Raw genomic sequence first — 16706 nt, 5'->3', positions numbered from 1 at the left:
ACGCCATGAACCGCCTGTTCGACGCCTTCATGGAATCGTCGCGCATCCGGTTCGGGCCCGACCCGCGCCTCGCGACCCCCCATCGCCTGGCGCTCGAACTGAAGACCCTGCGGCTGCTCGATTATTCGACGAGCTCCGGTGACGGCGTCCCAATCCTCGTCCACGCACCTTTCGCCGGCCATACCTCGGCAATCGCCGACTTTCACGTGCGCCAGAGCCTGATGCGCTGCCTTCAGCAGCACGCGGACGGACGCTCCCATCGGCTTCGCCCTCCGCATTACCGCGACGAACTGATCGAGGCCGCTCGATCCACACACCTGATCTGAGGAGCGAATGATAGCGCGCAACGTGGCAGAGCAGTTCGTCGAGACGCCGGAGGCGGTGGGCGTCCGCCGGATCTACGGCGTGGTCGGCGACAGCCTGAACGGCATCACCGAGGCGATCCGCGCGCGCGGCGCGAATCGAGTGGCTGCATGTCCGCCACGAGGAGGTCGCCGCCTTCGCCGCGGCGGGCGACGCCCACGCGACCGGGCAGCTCGCCGTCTGCGCCGGGTCCTGCGGGCCCGGCAACCTGCACCTCATCAACGGCCTCTACGACGCGCATCGCTCGCGCGTGTCGGTGCTCGCCATCGCCGCGCATATCCCCTCCGCGGAGATCGGCTCGGGCTACTTCCAGGAGACCCATCCCGATCAGCTCTTCCGGGAGTGCTCGAGCTATTGCGAGCTGGTGTCCAGCCCGGCGCAGATGCCGCGCGTGCTGGAGCAGGCGATCCGCAGGTCGGTGGCGGAACGCTGCGTGTCGGTGATCGTGATCCCGGGCGACGTGGCGCTGAAGGAGGCGGCGGACGCGCCGGCGCCGCAGAGGCTGGGCATGCTGCCGCCTGCGCCGGCCGTCGTGCCGCCGGACGACGCCCTCGACCGCCTCGCGGCCCTCCTGAACGAGTCGCAGCGCGTCACGCTGCTCTGCGGCGGCGGCGTCGAGGGGGCGCACGACGAGGTCGTGGCGCTGGCCGCGGCCCTCAAGGCATCGATCGTCCACGCGATGCGCGGCAAGGAGCACATCGAGTGGGACAACCCCTACGATGTCGGCATGACCGGCCTGATCGGCTTCTCCTCGGGCTACTACGCGATGGGGGCTTGCGACGCCCTGCTGATGCTCGGCACGGACTTCCCCTATCGCCAGTTCTACCCGAAGGATGCGCGCATCGCGCAGATCGACATCCGCCCCGAGAGCATCGGCCGCCGGGTGCCGGTGGAGCAGGGCCTGATCGGCGACGTGAAGCACGCGCTGGCAGCCCTGCTGCCGAGGATCGCGGGCAGTCGAGACGAAGCGCACCTGTCCGCCTCGGTCGCTCACTACAAGCAGGCCCGCGCCGACCTCGACAAGCTGGCGGACGGCCGGCCCGGCGGCCGGCTGCACGGTGCCGTCGTCGCGGGTCATGGCAGCCTCCGGTTCAGCGATGGTCGTTCGGCGCGGGCCGCGCGCCGATGTCGAGGGTGAAGACCCGGATCGGCCGCTCGACGCGGTCCTTGCCGTCGTTGAACGGCGCCATCCGGTCGAGCTGGGCCGCCGGCAGCCACAGGCGGCCCTGCGCATCGATCCACATCGCGTCGACCCAGACGAGGCGCGGATCCTGCACCAGCGTCGTGGTCGCGCCGTCGCGCGCGACCTTCAGGACCGCGAGCCGGTCGGTGTCGCTGACGTAGAGGTTGCCGGCCGCGTCGATGGCGGTCCCCCCGGTCGAGGGGGTGTCGGCGAAGGGCTCGACATGCCTGGCGAGCTCCGCGTCGGGGAGCGACGGGTCGTCGAGGTAGCGGGTCTCGATCCGCGACATCCGTCCCGAGCTCGGCTGGTAGTAGAACCAGCGCCCGTCCGGCGAGACCTCGAGCTGGTCGGCGTGGATATGCAGCGGCTTGCCGTCGGGACCGTGCATCGGCTTGCCCTCGGCCGAGACGGGGCGGTCGCTCAACGTCGAGGGATGGCGATCGAGGACGCGGCGCGCTTGCCCCGATGCGAGATCGAGCACGATCAGGCCCGGCGCGCCCGCATCGGTGAGGTAGGCGTGGGCGCCGTTGAAGCGGACGTCGTCGACGAAGCTGTCCGCCTTCGTCGCGGCGGCGAGCGGATAGACGCGCGCGACGCGGTTCGTTGCGAGATCGACGCGGATCAGCTTCGGGCCGCCCGCAAGGACCGGATTGCCGATGCCGGGGGCGCCGGTGTCGACGAGCCAGAGCGCCCCGTCCGGGCCGATGCGCTGGGCGTTGACCCGCACGAAGCCGCCTGCCGGATCACGGCCCTTCGACCAGCCGTTCCACGCGGCATCCGGATAGGGGACGAGCGCGCCGTCCTTCCATTCCACGACCTGCGGGCCGCCCGAGCCGTCGAGCCGGGCGAGCACCAGGAAGCGGCGCCCGTCCGGCGCGATGCTCACGCCGGTCGAGGGCACGTCGAGGCTCATCGCCGCCGCGAGGCGGGGATCCTCCGCGGCCAGGGCACGGCCCGGGCCCGCGAAGATCGCCGAGAGGATGAGAGCCGCGGCGAGGGAGCGGCGCGGAGAGGGCATGAGACTGTCTCCCGTGAGCGGTTCGTCGTTTTGGAAGCGCGCTATGCTTCTAGGGCGCCGGGACGGCGCCGAGCTGGCGCAGGAGCGTGAGGTTGTCCTCGATGTGCCAGTTGGCGGCGATGCGCCCGTCGGCCACCCGATAGATGTCGGTGGCGATGAACGCGACCGGCTGACCCCGGCCCTGCTTCCCCTCGAAGGTGCCGGTGAAGTGGCCGCGGAAGCGCAGATGCAGCACCGCCCGGTCGCCCGCCACGATCATCTGCACGATCTCGCAGGTCAGGTCCGGCACCGCCTTGCGAAAACCCTCGGAGGCGAGGAGCGGCCCGGCCGGTCCCTGCACGCGACCGGGCGGCAGCGTCTCGTCCACGAAGGTCTCGGCGAGCGCCGCCCGCGCGTAGGCCGGGTCGCCGGTGTTCCAGAAGGTGGCGTAGCGCCGGGCCGCGAGCACCACCGCCTCGCGCTGCGTCGGCGGCAGGCCGGGATCGACGGTCAGCACGTCGGGCGCGACGAGCGTCTCGGCGGCTGCGGGCGAGGCCGCGAGCAGCGCGGCCGCGGCGAGGGAGCGGAACGGCGGGATCATCGGGCGGTCTCTCCGGTTCGGATCGTGTTCAGGTCGCGGAAGGCGACCTCGATCAGCGTGCGGCCGGGCGCATGCAGGAACACGCGGCGCTCGCCGATCTCGGGCAGCTCCATGCGGCTGTAGGGGATGCCGCGGGCGTTGAGCCGCCCGCGGAACGCATCGTGGTCGCCGCGCAGGAAGGCGATGTGATCGATGCTCTCGCCCCCGCGCTCCGGATCGGGCGCATCGGGTCGCACCGGGATGAGATGCACGAGGGGTTCGTCGCCCGCGTAGAGCCAGTGGCCGGGAAAGCCGAAGGCCGGGCGGAAGCCGTCCCGAAGATCGAACACGTCCTCGAAGAAGCGGCGCAGGCCCGACAGGTCGCGGGTGCGCAGGGTGGCGTGGTCGAGGCGCATCGGGGCGCTCAGGCGATGGTGCCGCCGCCGTCGACGGTGACGGTCGAGCCGGTGACGAAGGGATTGGTCGCCACGAACAGGATGGCCTGGGCGATGTCCTCGGGCGCTCCGACACGGCCGGCCGGCAGCCGCCCGGCGGCCCGCGCGAACATCGCCTGCCGATCCTCCGACCGCATGCCGGCATAGAGCGGCGTGTCGATGAGGCCCGGCGAGACGGTGTTGACCCGCACCGGCGCCCGTTCCAGGGCGAGGCCGCGCGCGAGGGCTTCGAGGGCGGCGTTGATCGCGCCCTGGAGCACGGAGGTCGCGCTCGGCCGGGTCGAGAGGAAGCCCGACACGAAGGTGAGCGAGCCGCCGTCGCGGATCTTCGCCGACCGGGCGATCCGGTAGGCGCCGAAGAATTTCGAGTCCATCGAGGCTCGGGCATCCGCGAGCGCGAGCCCCCCGACCGGCCCGGTCTTCGTCGAGGCCGCCGCCACGACCACGTGGTCGAACGGCTCGCGGTCCGCGAAAAACGCCGCGACGGCCGCGTCGTCGGTGAAGTCGAGGGCGGCCGCTCGGTCGCCTGCGGCTCGCACCGCATCGTCGAGCTTCGCGCCCGGTCGCCCCGCCGCCACGACGCGGGCACCGCCCTGCGCGAAGGCTTGCGCCGTCGCCCGGCCGATGCCGCCGCCCGCACCGACGACGAGCACGCTCCGTCCGTTCAGATCGATAGGCATGCGATGTCTCCTTGTCCTCGTGTTCCTCTCCGCCCAGGCGAGGGCGTCCGATCAGCCGGCGGAGCCCGGCAGGCCGGTCTCGGCGGGTGCGCCGCGGACGATGACGGGCGTGGCCTCACGGGCCTTCAGCGCCCAGTCGGCGATCGCGTCCTTGCGCGCGAACCAGACGCCGGGCTTCGAGCGGGCGTAGGCGAGGAAACGGTCGAGCGCGCGTACCCGGGCGGCGTGGCCGGAGATGCGGTCGTGCAGGCTCACCACCATCATCCGGCGGCGGTGCGCGCCCTCCTCGTAGAGCTGGTCGAACTCGTCCCGTAGCGCCTGCTCGTAGGCGGCGGGGTTCCAGCCCACGAAGGGGAACGACACGATGTCGTTCATGTGGAAGGTGTAGGGGACGGTGACGAAGTCGCCGCCCTTCAGCGGCACGATGAACGGCTCGTCCCGGCTCGGCTCGTCGATGTGGTAGCGGAAGCCGAGCCCCTGCAGGATGTCGAGGGTGTGGGCCGAGTTGCGCATCCAGTACGCGTTCCAGCCCACCGGCCGCTGCCCCGTCGCGCGCTCGATGCTGGCGACGCTGTCACTGATGAAGGCGCGCTCGGCCTCGGGGGCTAGACTGTACGAGTTCTCCCAGGTCCGCCCGTGGGCGGCGGCCTCGTGGCCGCGCCGCACGATCTCCCGCGCGAGGTCGGGCGCCTTGTCGACGGCGCGCCCGATCATGAAGGACGACATCTTCACCTGATGCCGGTCGAACAGGTCGAGGAGGCGCGGGATGCCCTCGTAGACGCCGTACTGGAAGAAGGCGTTGGTGGGCAGGTCCGGCAGTCCCTTCTCGATGGGATCCGGGATGACGCCGCCCGCCCCTGAGATCGGCTGTCCGCCGCCCTCGAACATCAGCGAGAAGCTGACCGCGAGGCGGGCGCCGTTCGGCCAGAATGCGGATTCGTCCGCCATGGAAATCTCCGGATGCGAGACGGCGCAGGCCGCCGCGGCGATGCCCGACATCAGAAGGGTTCGTCGGGTCGGGGCGGCTGCGCGCTGCGTCATGGCCGGAACATGCGCTCTTGCGGTCTGAGAGATAAGCGCGCTTTCTTTATAGATAGCCTCGCCCACGAGTTGAGAATGTGCTGGACGACCTGAACGAGCTACGTACCTTCGAGCGCATCCTCGCGCTCGGCAGCCTGTCCGCCGCCGCCCGCGACCTCGGCGTGACGCTCGCTGTCGTCAGCAAGCGGCTGGCGAGCCTGGAGCGACGCGTCGGCGTGCGCCTGATCCAGCGTACGACGCGCAGCCTCTCGGCCACCGAGGCAGGCGAGGAACTCCGCGCCCATGCCGAACGCGTACTCGATGCGCTGGCCACCGCCGAGGAGCGCCTCGCGACCGGACGTGACGAACCAGTCGGGACCCTGCGCGTCGGTGCGCCGGTCTCGTTCGGGCGCCGCCACGTGGCGCCCGTGCTCGGGCGGCTGGCAGCGCTTCATTCGCGACTGTCGGTCAACCTGCGCCTCGACGATCGGGTCGGCAACCTGATCGACGATCGCCTCGATGCCGCGGTGCGGATCGGCGTGCCGCAGGACAGCGCGATGACGATGCGGCGGCTCGCCGAGAACCGGCGCATCCTGGTCGCCGCGCCCGCCTGCCTCGACCGGCAGGGACGTCCCGCGACGCCGGAGGACCTGTGCCGCCTGACCGCGTTGCGCTACGGCGCGAGCGACGAGCCCTGGCGTGTGATCGGTCCCGATGGGCAGACGGTCGAGATCGCGCCGCGGACGCGCCTACGCTGCGACAGCGGCGACGCGGTGCACGACTGGGCGGTCGCCGGTCATGGCGTCACGCTCCGGTCGGAGGTCGACGTGGCGGAGGATCTCGCGCTCGGTCGCCTGGAGCGTGTGCTGCCGGGTTTCGCCAGCGCCCCGATGCCGATCCACGTGCTGTTTCCGTCCAAGCGTCAGATGTCCGTCAAGCTGCGCCTCTTTATCGAGGCGTTGACGGAACATTTGCGGAAAATAGGTCGGCAATAATACTGATATTATATCCGACAAAAATCGTTGATTGATGACGATCGGCACAAACTGACCCTTGCGTGCTGTAGTCGATGCAAAGACCACAACCTATCCCTTCTGAGGCAATTGAGCGTCTGAGGGTATACCGTTTCGGTGCGCTGAGGTGGTACGCCGCCGGCCCGTGCCAAAACGGCCGGTTTCGATTTATGGTACGCCCTGCCGGCGCAAGCCACCCTTTTGGTACGTTTTCGAGCTCTGAATGCCACGTTTCGGCTACGCCCGCGTCTCCTCCATCGACCAAGACCTCACCATCCAGCTCGCCAAGCTCAAGGCGGCCGGCTGCGAGGTGATCCGCTCGGAAAAGATGTCGGGCAAGTCGGCCGACGATCGGCCGGAGCTCGCAACGGTGATGCAGTTCCTGCGCAAGGGCGACGAGCTGGTAGTCGTCCGCCTCGACCGGCTTGGCCGCTCGACCCGAGACGTGCTCAACCTCGTGCACGAACTCGATCAGAAGGGAACCTCGCTGCGTATCCTCGATCCGGAGCTGACCACCGGGGGCGACGTCGGTCGGATCGTCGTGACCGTGCTCGGCATGGTGGCCGAGATGGAGCGCAAGTTCATCCTGGCGCGGCAGCGCACGGGCATCGAGGCGGCGAAGGCCGCCGGCGTCTATGCGGGGAAGGGGCGGGCGAAGACAGTCCCCGACGCGGAGATCCGTCGGCGTCACGCTGCGGGGGAGGGGCCGGCGGCCATCGCCCGCCAACTCGGCGTTTCGAGGACCAGCGTCTATCGCGCGCTTGGTGAGAGAGTTCCGGCCGAGCCGTAGGCACGCCACGGTTCAAGCTGCATCGGCCCGTAGCCGACGCAACACTCCAACTCACACCGAGCGTGAGATTTGCTGACCGGTCACCTGCTGCGCCTTCGTGCTGGCTTCCGGTGCTTTAATCTCACCCACCGCCTTCTCCATGAAGTCAACACTGGCCGAGCGAAGCTTCCCGTCGTTCAGTGTCATCGTTCCCGACAGCTCCTGCGACTTCATGAGGCGCGCGGTATAGCGGCCGTAGGCCGCGTCGCGCTCGTCGTCGTTCCTGGTGTCCTTCTTCTCCTTCGCGAAAGCCTCGAGCGCTTTCTGGGCCGCCTTCATGGCGTTGAGTCCGGCGACATCCTTGAACTCTTTGGCGAGTTCAGGATCGTCCTTGAACAGTTTCTCGATCTTCTTCTGATACTGTCGGCGAATCAGGCGGCCTGTGCCAAGGCTGCGAAGCGTGTCGTGCGCGTCCTGGCTCGCGGCACTGCCGCCAACCAGTGTACGACCCGCGCGGCGTTCATCGCTGCGGCCACGCACACCTGCTGCAGTCCGGTCCTGGCTTGGCCGATGTATCGGCTCCTGCGTAGTCCGAAGGCCCGCACGCCCTGCGAGAGCGTGCCTTCGATCCCGGCGCGGATGCGATACCGCTGCTTCCAGGCTGGATCCTGCATCCGGTCTCGAGCGGCGTTCAGCGCCTCGTATTCCGGGCGCGGCAGGAAGTAGACGGAGCGGCGCGCCTCCTTCGACGCGGTGCAAAGCGCTCGCGTCGCGCAGGCGCCGCAATCGGTCCGGCTGAACACCGCCTGGAAGCGCGGGGCACCGACCTCGTCGCGGGTAGCGCGCCACGTCACTGACGTCTTGCCCTGGGGACAGGTGACCCGCTCGCCTTCCCAGTCGATTGCGAAGTGGCGCTGTTCATAGGTCTGCTCAGCCTGCGTCGCCCGCCTCGGCATGGCGCGGACCGGCCCTTCCAACGCGACGTCATGGTCGCGTCGGCTACCGACCAGCAGTCCCGCATCGACGTAGCCGGCATCCACGAAGTGCTCGGCCGGCAGAAGGTTCTTTGCCGCCAGCTGCTCGTGGATCGCGGCCGTGCTCGCCATGTCCGGCTGCATCGCCGGACAGGTCATCACGTTTGTGATCAGATGGGCCGCGTCCGCATCGCAGACTTCGGTGACGTGTACCTTGTAACCCGACCATTCCATCTGCCGCTTGGTGCTGTAGTGGACCTCCGGGTCGTAGGGAGACTGCAGTCGCTCGCCGACCGGCGGCAACTCGGCGCCGCTGCGCCACCGTGGCGGCCCGCTTCCCTCGCGGGCATAATGCACTCGCCATACATCGCGCAGCGTTCCCACCATCGGCACGGCCCGCACCTCAGGCGGTGCCGCCGGCGCGTCCAGCGCTTCGAGTAGGGCAAACCCGTCCGTACCGATCGCAAGAGCGAGTGCCTCGCGTTCCGTCCGAGCCCTGGGCAGGCGATAGTCCTCCACCCGGCGTCCATAGCGCTCGAACCAGACCGGTCGAGCGATGCCGCGCAGCCAGTCCGGAGCGACGGCAGCGAGATCGTCGAGCGCAGCGCGCAGGGTCTCGGCGACCAGTTCAAGGAGGTGCAGATCGTGAACGGCAGCCAGCACGTGCGTGCTGTCGGTGCGCTGCTTGCCGCGCGCTTTGACCAGCCCCCGAGCCTTGAAGCGGGCGAGCATCCGGTCCAGCAGCAACTGCTCGCCGCCGCCGGCAATGAGACGGGCACGGAACTCGGTCAGCACGCTGAAGTGGAAGCCCGGATCGGTCAATTCGAGACCGAGCGCGTACTTCCAGTCGATGCGTGCACGTACGGCGTCGGCCGCTTGACGGTCGCTCAGGTGCTCGGAGAACTGGAGGACCGTGACCAGGGCCAGCCGCCAGGGCGCAAGACTGTTTGATCCCAGGGTTTGATGGTGCACTCTTCACGTTGGAGTGGAGGGACGCGCTATGGGCCAAGTTCTTCACGGCAGCGCCACCACGACGGAGGCAGTCCGTCGAGCGATCCAGCATAGTCAAGCGAGCCTGAGGGCGCTCTCGAAGCGCTACGGGATCAACCGGAAGACGGTCGCCAAGTGGCGGCAGCGGACCTCGGTCGCCGATCAGCGCACGGGTCCGAAGGATCCCCGCTCGACGGTGCTGTCACAGGAGGACGAGGCGGTCGTCGTCGCCTTTCGCCGCCATACGCTCCTGCCGTTGGACGACTGCCTCTACGCGCTCCAGGCGACGATCCCGCACCTGACCCGTTCGTCGCTGCATCGGTGCCTGCAGCGCCACGGCATCAGCCGACTGCCGGAGGTCGACGGTGACAAGCCCAAGCGGTCACGCTTCAAGACCTGCCCGCTCGGCTATTTCCACATCGATCTGGCCGAGGTTCACACAGCCGAAGGGCGACTCTACCTGCTCGTCGCTATCGACCGCACGACCAAGTTCGCCTTCGTTGAGCTCCACGAGAAGGCCACGCGGCGGGTCGCAGGTGACTTCCTCCGCCATCTCATCGAGGCCGTGCCTTACAAGGTGCACACGGTGCTCACCGACAACGGCACCCACTTCACCACGCCCGGCAACGTCGCCTCGGCCGCTTCCGTCATCAAGGAGGCGATTGTAGCCGGCGAGACCTTCCGAGCCCACAGCTTCGAACTTGCCTGCGCCCGCAACGATATCGACCATCGGCTGACCAAACCGCGCCACCCCTGGACGAACGGTCAGGTCGAGCGGATGAACCGCACGATCAAGGACGCGACGGTCAAGCGCTACCATTACGACAGCCACGCGCAACTCCGTGCGCACTTGGCCGACTTTGTCAGCGCCTACAACTTCGCACGCCGTTTGAAGACCCTGCGCGGCCTCACGCCCTACGAAGCCATCTGCAAGGCATGGTCCGCTGAGCCCGGCCGCTTCAGGTCAAACCCGCTCCACCAAATGCCGGGACCAAACAGGTAGGTCAGCGCCACGACCGGCCCGACCCCGGGCGCGGTCATCAGCCGCCGGCAGACCGGATCGGTGCGGACCTGCTCCAGCAGCATCTTGTGCAGCTTGGCCAGTTGGGTCCGCAGCGCCGAGCGCGCATCCAGCAGAAGCAAGACCACGGCCGCGACGAAGGGTAGGTCGAACACGAGGTCGCGCACACGCTGCTCGAAGCCCACCGCCCCGACGACGCCGACCTTGAGGCCGAAGTTGCGCAGCTGGCCGCGCAGGTCGCTCTCGATGTCATAGGCCTTGCGTTGCAGAAGCTTGCGCGAGGTCAGGAGCAGGCGGCGTTGCTGGCTGGCGGGCGTCTTGACGTGGACGGGCTTGAACAGCCCGACCCGCATCATCTGCGCGATGCCCAGGGCGTCGTTGCGGTCGGTCTTGTTGATGCGCGCCGAGAGGGCGGCGTGCATGTGACGGGTCTCAACGCAGATCGCCGGCAGCCCGACCTCGACCAGGCCGGCGTAGAGCCACGGCGAGAGCGGTCCCGCCTCCAGGCCGACCCGTGCGAAAGTATGGCCGAGGTCGACAAGGTGCCGGCCGATCACCTCGGGGTGGCTCTCGACGGTGGCGCGGTGCACGACCTTGCCGTGCGGATCGACGACGCAGATCGCCGTCTCCTTCACGGAGACATCGAGGCCGACGTTGTGCTGTTGGTCCATGGTAGGGCTCCGAGGTTGGATCGAAGCGCCATCATGCCGCCGCTTCCGCCGCGCCGGGCACCCCGAATACCCCATCTGAGCCCCGCGCACCGACGCGCCTGTGTCGAGCACGTGATGCTGACGATGGACATCTCCGAGCGTCGGGCCTGCCGCGCGCTCGGCCAGCCCCGCTGGCCCATGGCAGACGGCCGCGACGACCTTGCCCGTCGCCCAGGTCGTGGCGAGCAGCGCCGCCAGAGCGTCACTCCCGGGCAGATCCCACATCGTGCCGTGACCGCCCGGCAGGAAGACCGCTGCGTAGTCCTCCGCCTGCATTTCCGAGAGCGGTTTGGTCGCCGCCAGCGCCGCCGAGGCGGAGGCGTCGGCTAGGAAGCGCTCGACACTCGGCCCATTCTCGCCCTTCGGCTTAAGCGAGCGCGGATCGACGGGAGCCGGCCCGCCCGCGATCGAGGCCAGCGTCACGGCGGCACCTGCGTCTGCGAAGGTGTAGTAGGGCGCGGCCAGTTCCTCGAACCAGAGGCCGGTCGGCTCACCGAGACCGTCCTGGACGCGACGAGAAGGTCGCGACCGCGAGCGACCGGCGTTTCCTGCTCGATGTCGATCAGCGCCTCGTCCCGGTCGATCGCCCCCGGCGCACGATAGGGGCGACGAAACGTGTCAGAGTTCGATCGCTATCGGCACCAGGGCGAGGCCGGTGAGAACGAGGCCGACCATTCGACCGGGGGACCGAGGCGGTCGGTGAGCTGGCCCTGCGATGTAGCGACCGGACAGATCCCGAAAAGCTGGCTTAATCGCCGAAAATGGAGGCACCTTCAAGGCTCAGATTTAGAACCTTGCCAAGTTCGCGGTCGCGAGCCACATACACGTCAACGTAGCCGACGCGGGTGCGACGCGGGCCATCGGACATCTCGGCGCCATAGCTTGGCATTATCTGGCGGATTATCCCCCCCCTCTCCGCCATTCAGCCTGAAAAGCCTTATTTTTCAGACTTATCCAAGGGAAACAGCGACTTCGCGGCCGCCCGGTGGTACACACGTGGTTCTGGCGATGTCGCGTCCCTGGCCCCATCCGAAGACGGGCGTCTTCTGGTTCCGCAAGAGGGTCCCGAAGGACCTGCTGGCCCTCGTCGGTCGACGCGAGGAGAAGGCGAGCCTCGGGACGAAGGACGTCGGCGAGGCCAAGCGCCGCCACGCCGCGCACGCCGCCCAGGTCGAGGCACGCTGGGCCAACCTGCGGGCCGGCGTCCGGCGGCTGAACATCCTTGAGATCAACGCCATCGCGGGCGAGGTCTACGAGGCCCTCATACCCAAGTTCCAAGCAGGTCAGTTCTCGCCCTTCTTCAACCTGATGACGGCCAGGGTCATCGAACGCTATATCAAGGATTGCAGTCCGAAGAATCGCGACGAGTTCCTGCGCTTCTACGGAGGCGAGATCGACACCCACCTCGCGCGCAAGGGACTGGTCGTCGACCCGGAGACGCGGGGCGGGTTGGAGTTCGCGATCGCCAAGGCGATCCTCCAGGCCGTTGAGCAGAGCGAGAAGTACCTCGTCGGGGATTTCAGCCCCGACCCGTTGGCCGGGCGCTTCCCCAAGGCGCCCACCAACAAGCCGGCGGCGGTCGTCCTGCCGCTGGAGGAATGGTTCGCGAAGTACGCCGACGAGTCGAAACTCTCGGCCTCCACCCGGAAGCGGTGGCGGCCAGCCCTGGCGACGTTGGCGGCATCCGTGGGTCACGACGACCTTGCCCGGGTCACGCCGGACGACGTCTCGGCCTGGGTCGGCGGGCTCAGGTCGGAAGGGCGCAGCAACAAGACCATCCGCGACGTCTACGTAGCCTCGGCGAAGGCGCTGTTCGGCTGGCTCACGGGTGGGCAAGATCACGCAGTTGCGCCGCAAGGACGTGCGTCACGAGGGTGGCGTGCCGGTGTTCCGCATCACCCCCGAGGCCTGCACGGTGAAGACGAAGCGGTTCCGGGACGTCCCGATCCACCCGTGTTTGGTCCCGGCATTTGGTGGAGCGGGTTTGACCTGAAGCGGCCGGGCTCAGCGGACCATGCCTTGCAGATGGCTTCGTAGGGCGTGAGGCCGCGCAGGGTCTTCAAACGGCGTGCGAAGTTGTAGGCGCTGACAAAGTCGGCCAAGTGCGCACGGAGTTGCGCGTGGCTGTCGTAATGGTAGCGCTTGACCGTCGCGTCCTTGATCGTGCGGTTCATCCGCTCGACCTGACCGTTCGTCCAGGGGTGGCGCGGTTTGGTCAGCCGATGGTCGATATCGTTGCGGGCGCAGGCAAGTTCGAAGCTGTGGGCTCGGAAGGTCTCGCCGGCTACAATCGCCTCCTTGATGACGGAAGCGGCCGAGGCGACGTTGCCGGGCGTGGTGAAGTGGGTGCCGTTGTCGGTGAGCACCGTGTGCACCTTGTAAGGCACGGCCTCGATGAGATGGCGGAGGAAGTCACCTGCGACCCGCCGCGTGGCCTTCTCGTGGAGCTCAACGAAGGCGAACTTGGTCGTGCGGTCGATAGCGACGAGCAGGTAGAGTCGCCCTTCGGCTGTGTGAACCTCGGCCAGATCGATGTGGAAATAGCCGAGCGGGCAGGTCTTGAAGCGTGACCGCTTGGGCTTGTCACCGTCGACCTCCGGCAGTCGGCTGATGCCGTGGCGCTGCAGGCACCGATGCAGCGACGAACGGGTCAGGTGCGGGATCGTCGCCTGGAGCGCGTAGAGGCAGTCGTCCAACGGCAGGAGCGTATGGCGGCGAAAGGCGACGACGACCGCCTCGTCCTCCTGTGACAGCACCGTCGAGCGGGGATCCTTCGGACCCGTGCGCTGATCGGCGACCGAGGTCCGCTGCCGCCACTTGGCGACCGTCTTCCGGTTGATCCCGTAGCGCTTCGAGAGCGCCCTCAGGCTCGCTTGACTATGCTGGATCGCTCGACGGACTGCCTCCGTCGTGGTGGCGCTGCCGTGAAGAACTTGGCCCATAGCGCGTCCCTCCACTCCAACGTGAAGAGTGCACCATCAAACCCTGGGATCAAACACCTACCGCACCTGCGTCGACAACCCGGCCCGGTTCGGGCGCTCGCAGTGCGTCGGGGCGCATTACGGCCTGACGCCGCGGCTCTACCAGTCCGGCGAGACGATGCGGGTCGGGCGGATCTCGAAGTGCGGGGATCGGATGATGCGCGCCGCGCTCTACGAGGCCGCGCTCGTACTGCTGACCGGCTCGCGCGGCCGGTGGTCGTGGCTGAAGGTGTGGGGGCTGGCCGTAGCCAAGCGCCGGGGCATGCAGAAGGCGCTCGTGGCCGTCGCCCGCAAGCTGGCGATCGTGCTACACCGCATGTGGCGCGACGGGACGGACTTCCGTTGGTCGGCCACGGCAGCGGCCTGAGGCCCACCGACGCCACCACGTAACATCGAGCTCCTCCGGCGTGGAGGAGGTCCCTGCGGGGACGACGGGAGAGGGTGAGACCGAGGAAACTCGAGCGCCGGTTCCGCCGAGCGCGCGGCTTAGATGGCTCCGCCCACTCCCTCTGATCCCATCATGAGGCGGCCCGCGCCGACCTCGGAGAGAAGCAAGAACTCCGCAGGACCGTTCACGCGCTGGATAGGGATGCGCACGCAGCGGAGTTGACCGATGAACCCCGAATAGAGAAGAAATTTCCCGCGGCGACGTCCGCCAGCACCTGCTTCTCCAGGGACAGGTCTGCAACCAAACGACGGAGGCGTGTGTTTTCGCGCTCCAGTTCTTTCATTCGCTTGGCTTGATCGATCTGTAGGCCGCCGTACTCCTTGCGCCAGCGATAGTCACTCTGCTCGGAGATCTCCGCTTCCTTGCACGCCAGCGCCAAGCTCTTGCCCTGTGCAGTCTGAACCTCGATCTGGCGCAGCTTGAGCACGACTTGCTCGGCACTCGTCTTCTGACCCCGCTTCATACCCAACTCCTCCGGTCCCGGCTGATCCTCTCAATCAGCCCGGTCCAAAGCCAGCCAGTCAGGTCAGGGCGGGCCATACGTTTGGCAGCGCCTGCCGCCTTCTGGTGCGTGCACGGTGGTGCCGTCGAGGAACACCATGCCGAGCCGGACGCCGCGCTCCTGCACCAGGGCGAGCAGTCGCTCCCACACGCCCGCCCGCGCCCAACGGATGAAGATCTGTGCCGCGCGCCACCACGGTCCCAGTTCCTCCGGGACGGCGCGCCACTTGGCCCCGTTCTGGTGCCGCCACAGGATGGCCGCGAGCGTGCGCTGCAAGTCCTGCGGCGGGGTCTTCGCCTTCGGCCGACAGGCCTCGACCAGCAGCTCCAGCACGGTCCATTGCGCCTCGCTCAGCATCGTCCCTCCTCGCGGCGGACGAGCGAAACGCATCAAGAGCGCCTCATAGGCGCACGACTATACTGTTAGGATGCGGAAATCGCACCCTTCTGCGACAGCGAGATGAATAGGATGAACAGTCGTGGCTGCGGCAATCTGCTTTTCATTGCCGCGAGCGGTTTTCGTCTGTGGCGTCCTCCCAATATACCTACGGAGTTGAACAAGGTGGAGCCCTTCCGCCGCGCGAGCAAGGCTGCCCAAACAGTGAACGCCCTCGTATAATGATTGTCCGAAGCTATTAATAGGCGGCGGCGAAGATCCGAATGATTGGTGGTACCGTTCTAGAAACGCATCGTTGTTCCGCGAGCGTAGACCAGAAAAATAGGATGATGCTACAAATAAGTTCTCCGTGTTCTCAGGCCCGATCGCGCAAAGGATAGTTTCTTCAACAGCGGTGCAAAAACGAAGGATTTTAGAGCTTAGTCCGAGTTGACTGAACTTTCTATTAAACATGACAGACTCTTGGCCGGCAAGCCAAAACATGACTGCATCAGGTCTCAGCGTCCTAATCTGTTCGATGACGCGGTCGTAGGCGTCATAGCCGAACGGAACGATAGCTTCTCCGATCACGCTACCCCCGCGATTGGCGATCAGGGAGCGGGCCATGGCGATGGAGCGACGCGGCCAAAGATAGTCGCTGCCGACCAGAAAGTAGCGGGCCGCCCGCTTCTGATCCATCAGCCAGTTGAGTCCATGCGCGATCAGGGTAGCGGACGTCTCCCCGATCGCTACGACACCGGGGTCTGGCTCACTGCCCTCGAACTGGGGCGTATAGATCACGGGTACGCGGGATCTTGTCTGTTCGAGGACGAAGCGACGCGCCGAGCTATCGATCATGGTCACGATCGCCTCGACACCCTCCAAGTCCATGAGCGTGCTGGCCCCCTCAGCGGCACTGGCATGAGTCGGTCCTGCGTCCGCGACCACGATGTCGATCTGTCGCCCGAGCAGCCCGCCGCTCGCATTGAGTTCGGCGACCGCCATGAGTGCGGATGCATCGCATGACGGGGCCCAAATGCCCAAGGGGCCGTATCGGGAGATCAACATCCCGATCTTGAGCGAAGTGCTCCGCATGAAGATGGTCGCTCTTCGGTATCACCGCTCGGACTGCTCAATGTATCGGCGGATTGCTGTGGACGCAAAGACCATACCCAGAGCCTCGCACGGCGCAGATGGCAGGTGCCCGGCCGCAGCATCCATGACCTTGAAAATCCATCTATATCGATATAGACCTTTGGGGTAGTGCTACATGGATTCCTCCGAGACGGGCGCCTCTTGGCGAACTTCGAGCGCGCTATCTCGCCAAGTATTCCTTTCATGCTGCCGCATCATTCTGAGTCGAGGCATTGCAGAAGAGAGTATGCTGTGACCGGTTTCGACCGCATGGAAGACCAGCTCGCCTACTTGATCGCAAGCGTCAATCGTCAGCTCGAAGAGCAGCTGGCGGACGTTTTACGATCGGATGGCCTCGCCATAGAACAGTTCCGTATCATCAGCGTCTTGAGTTCTTCCGATGGGCGCTCCATGCGAGATCTCGCTTCGCAAGCCATAACTGTGCTTTTGTCGAATAATACGATTTCCTGTACGTGAGGCGAGATTTTCTACGAAGTACCAAGAGCCGAGC

Annotated in this window: 14 protein-coding genes and 6 pseudogenes; 7 read left to right on the top strand and 13 right to left on the bottom strand. The window is 67.1% G+C overall.

Annotated elements, in window-relative coordinates:
- The first annotated feature begins 5 nt into the window (after positions 1 to 5).
- Together PGN25_14990 and PGN25_14985 are read left to right on the top strand one after the other, a co-directional pair.
- Complete coding sequence (locus PGN25_14990) at positions 6 to 326, top strand: hypothetical protein (GenBank protein ID MEH3118850.1); 321 nt, start codon at positions 6 to 8, stop codon at positions 324 to 326.
- A 7-nt stretch (positions 327 to 333) separates the two neighbouring features.
- Positions 334 to 1414, top strand: a pseudogene (locus PGN25_14985) (thiamine pyrophosphate-binding protein).
- A 40-nt stretch (positions 1415 to 1454) separates the two neighbouring features.
- On the opposite strand, the gene PGN25_14980 reads toward PGN25_14985, so the two are convergent.
- Genes PGN25_14980 through PGN25_14960 form a run of 5 tightly spaced genes read right to left on the bottom strand, consistent with a single transcriptional unit; the run spans position 1455 to position 5257 of the window.
- On the bottom strand, positions 1455 to 2564 hold the full coding sequence (locus PGN25_14980) for an L-dopachrome tautomerase-related protein (protein MEH3118849.1): 1110 nt from the start codon (positions 2562 to 2564) through the stop codon (positions 1455 to 1457).
- 49 nt (positions 2565 to 2613) lie between these two features.
- Positions 2614 to 3144 (bottom strand): ester cyclase, encoded by a 531-nt coding sequence (locus tag PGN25_14975; GenBank protein ID MEH3118848.1) that lies wholly within the window; start codon positions 3142 to 3144, stop codon positions 2614 to 2616.
- Positions 3141 to 3539, bottom strand: coding sequence for a glyoxalase (locus tag PGN25_14970; GenBank protein MEH3118847.1), 399 nt, complete (start codon positions 3537 to 3539; stop codon positions 3141 to 3143). Before PGN25_14970 ends, PGN25_14975 begins: the two co-directional genes overlap by 4 nt.
- Positions 3540 to 3547: 8 nt before the next feature.
- Complete coding sequence (locus tag PGN25_14965; protein ID MEH3118846.1) at positions 3548 to 4258, bottom strand: SDR family oxidoreductase; 711 nt, start codon at positions 4256 to 4258, stop codon at positions 3548 to 3550.
- Between the two features lie 51 nt (positions 4259 to 4309).
- Entirely contained in the window at positions 4310 to 5257 is a 948-nt protein-coding gene (locus PGN25_14960; protein ID MEH3118845.1) for a polysaccharide deacetylase family protein, read from the bottom strand.
- 119 nt (positions 5258 to 5376) lie between these two features.
- Between PGN25_14960 and PGN25_14955 the strand changes: the two genes are divergently transcribed.
- Both PGN25_14955 and PGN25_14950 read left to right on the top strand, forming a co-directional pair.
- On the top strand, positions 5377 to 6273 hold the full coding sequence (locus tag PGN25_14955; protein MEH3118844.1) for a LysR family transcriptional regulator: 897 nt from the start codon (positions 5377 to 5379) through the stop codon (positions 6271 to 6273).
- Positions 6274 to 6514: 241 nt separating this feature from the next.
- A complete protein-coding gene (locus PGN25_14950; protein MEH3118843.1) occupies positions 6515 to 7081 on the top strand; it encodes a recombinase family protein in 567 nt (188 codons plus the stop codon).
- A 51-nt stretch (positions 7082 to 7132) separates the two neighbouring features.
- On the opposite strand, the gene PGN25_14945 is transcribed toward PGN25_14950, so the two are convergent.
- Both PGN25_14945 and PGN25_14940 read right to left on the bottom strand, forming a co-directional pair.
- A complete protein-coding gene (locus PGN25_14945; protein MEH3118842.1) occupies positions 7133 to 7600 on the bottom strand; it encodes a hypothetical protein in 468 nt (155 codons plus the stop codon).
- Positions 7492 to 9006, bottom strand: a complete 1515-nt coding sequence (locus PGN25_14940; protein MEH3118841.1) for an IS1182 family transposase — start codon at positions 9004 to 9006, stop codon at positions 7492 to 7494. Before PGN25_14940 ends, PGN25_14945 begins: the two co-directional genes overlap by 109 nt.
- Positions 9007 to 9034: 28 nt before the next feature.
- Here PGN25_14940 and PGN25_14935 point away from each other — a divergent pair, with 28 nt between their 5' ends.
- Positions 9035 to 10027: an IS481 family transposase gene (locus PGN25_14935; protein ID MEH3118840.1), complete on the top strand. Its 993-nt coding sequence runs from the start codon at positions 9035 to 9037 to the stop codon at positions 10025 to 10027.
- Here PGN25_14935 and PGN25_14930 read toward each other — a convergent pair.
- The 3 genes and pseudogenes from PGN25_14930 to PGN25_14920 form a co-directional block, all read right to left on the bottom strand.
- Positions 10024 to 10716: pseudogene (locus PGN25_14930) on the bottom strand (transposase). The gene PGN25_14935 and the pseudogene PGN25_14930 sit on opposite strands and share 4 nt — an antisense overlap.
- Before the next feature lie 213 nt (positions 10717 to 10929).
- Positions 10930 to 11220: pseudogene (locus PGN25_14925) on the bottom strand (type 1 glutamine amidotransferase domain-containing protein).
- A 1430-nt stretch (positions 11221 to 12650) separates the two neighbouring features.
- On the bottom strand, positions 12651 to 13697 hold the full coding sequence (locus tag PGN25_14920; protein MEH3118839.1) for an IS481 family transposase: 1047 nt from the start codon (positions 13695 to 13697) through the stop codon (positions 12651 to 12653).
- A 55-nt stretch (positions 13698 to 13752) separates the two neighbouring features.
- Here PGN25_14920 and PGN25_14915 point away from each other — a divergent pair.
- Positions 13753 to 14103, top strand: a pseudogene (locus tag PGN25_14915) (transposase).
- Positions 14104 to 14374: 271 nt separating this feature from the next.
- On the opposite strand, the pseudogene PGN25_14910 reads toward PGN25_14915, so the two are convergent.
- The 3 genes and pseudogenes from PGN25_14910 to PGN25_14900 all read right to left on the bottom strand — a co-directional run bounded on the left by PGN25_14910 (position 14375) and on the right by PGN25_14900 (position 16129).
- A pseudogene (locus PGN25_14910) lies at positions 14375 to 14647 on the bottom strand (transposase).
- Between the two features lie 77 nt (positions 14648 to 14724).
- A pseudogene (locus PGN25_14905) lies at positions 14725 to 15043 on the bottom strand (transposase).
- Between the two features lie 57 nt (positions 15044 to 15100).
- Positions 15101 to 16129 (bottom strand): substrate-binding domain-containing protein, encoded by a 1029-nt coding sequence (locus tag PGN25_14900; GenBank protein ID MEH3118838.1) that lies wholly within the window; start codon positions 16127 to 16129, stop codon positions 15101 to 15103.
- A gap of 318 nt (positions 16130 to 16447) precedes the next feature.
- Here PGN25_14900 and PGN25_14895 point away from each other — a divergent pair, with 318 nt between their 5' ends.
- Positions 16448 to 16672, top strand: a complete 225-nt coding sequence (locus PGN25_14895; GenBank protein MEH3118837.1) for a hypothetical protein — start codon at positions 16448 to 16450, stop codon at positions 16670 to 16672.
- Positions 16673 to 16706 lie beyond the last annotated feature (34 nt).

The organism is Methylorubrum populi, assembly GCA_036946625.1.
Lineage (GTDB): Bacteria > Pseudomonadota > Alphaproteobacteria > Rhizobiales > Beijerinckiaceae > Methylobacterium > Methylobacterium populi_C.
The sequence above is the reverse complement of the archived record's forward strand: the minus strand, read 5'-3'. Positions and strand labels throughout refer to the sequence as shown.

Coding starts and splice junctions, on each gene's coding strand:
- PGN25_14990 (MEH3118850.1), top strand. CDS start 6: ATGAACCGCCTGTTCGACGCCTTCATGGAATCGTCGCGCATCCGGTTC.
- PGN25_14980 (MEH3118849.1), bottom strand. CDS start 2,564: ATGCCCTCTCCGCGCCGCTCCCTCGCCGCGGCTCTCATCCTCTCGGCG.
- PGN25_14975 (MEH3118848.1), bottom strand. CDS start 3,144: ATGATCCCGCCGTTCCGCTCCCTCGCCGCGGCCGCGCTGCTCGCGGCC.
- PGN25_14970 (MEH3118847.1), bottom strand. CDS start 3,539: ATGCGCCTCGACCACGCCACCCTGCGCACCCGCGACCTGTCGGGCCTG.
- PGN25_14965 (MEH3118846.1), bottom strand. CDS start 4,258: ATGCCTATCGATCTGAACGGACGGAGCGTGCTCGTCGTCGGTGCGGGC.
- PGN25_14960 (MEH3118845.1), bottom strand. CDS start 5,257: ATGTCGGGCATCGCCGCGGCGGCCTGCGCCGTCTCGCATCCGGAGATT.
- PGN25_14950 (MEH3118843.1), top strand. CDS start 6,515: ATGCCACGTTTCGGCTACGCCCGCGTCTCCTCCATCGACCAAGACCTC.
- PGN25_14935 (MEH3118840.1), top strand. CDS start 9,035: ATGGGCCAAGTTCTTCACGGCAGCGCCACCACGACGGAGGCAGTCCGT.
- PGN25_14920 (MEH3118839.1), bottom strand. CDS start 13,697: ATGGGCCAAGTTCTTCACGGCAGCGCCACCACGACGGAGGCAGTCCGT.
- PGN25_14900 (MEH3118838.1), bottom strand. CDS start 16,129: ATGTTGATCTCCCGATACGGCCCCTTGGGCATTTGGGCCCCGTCATGC.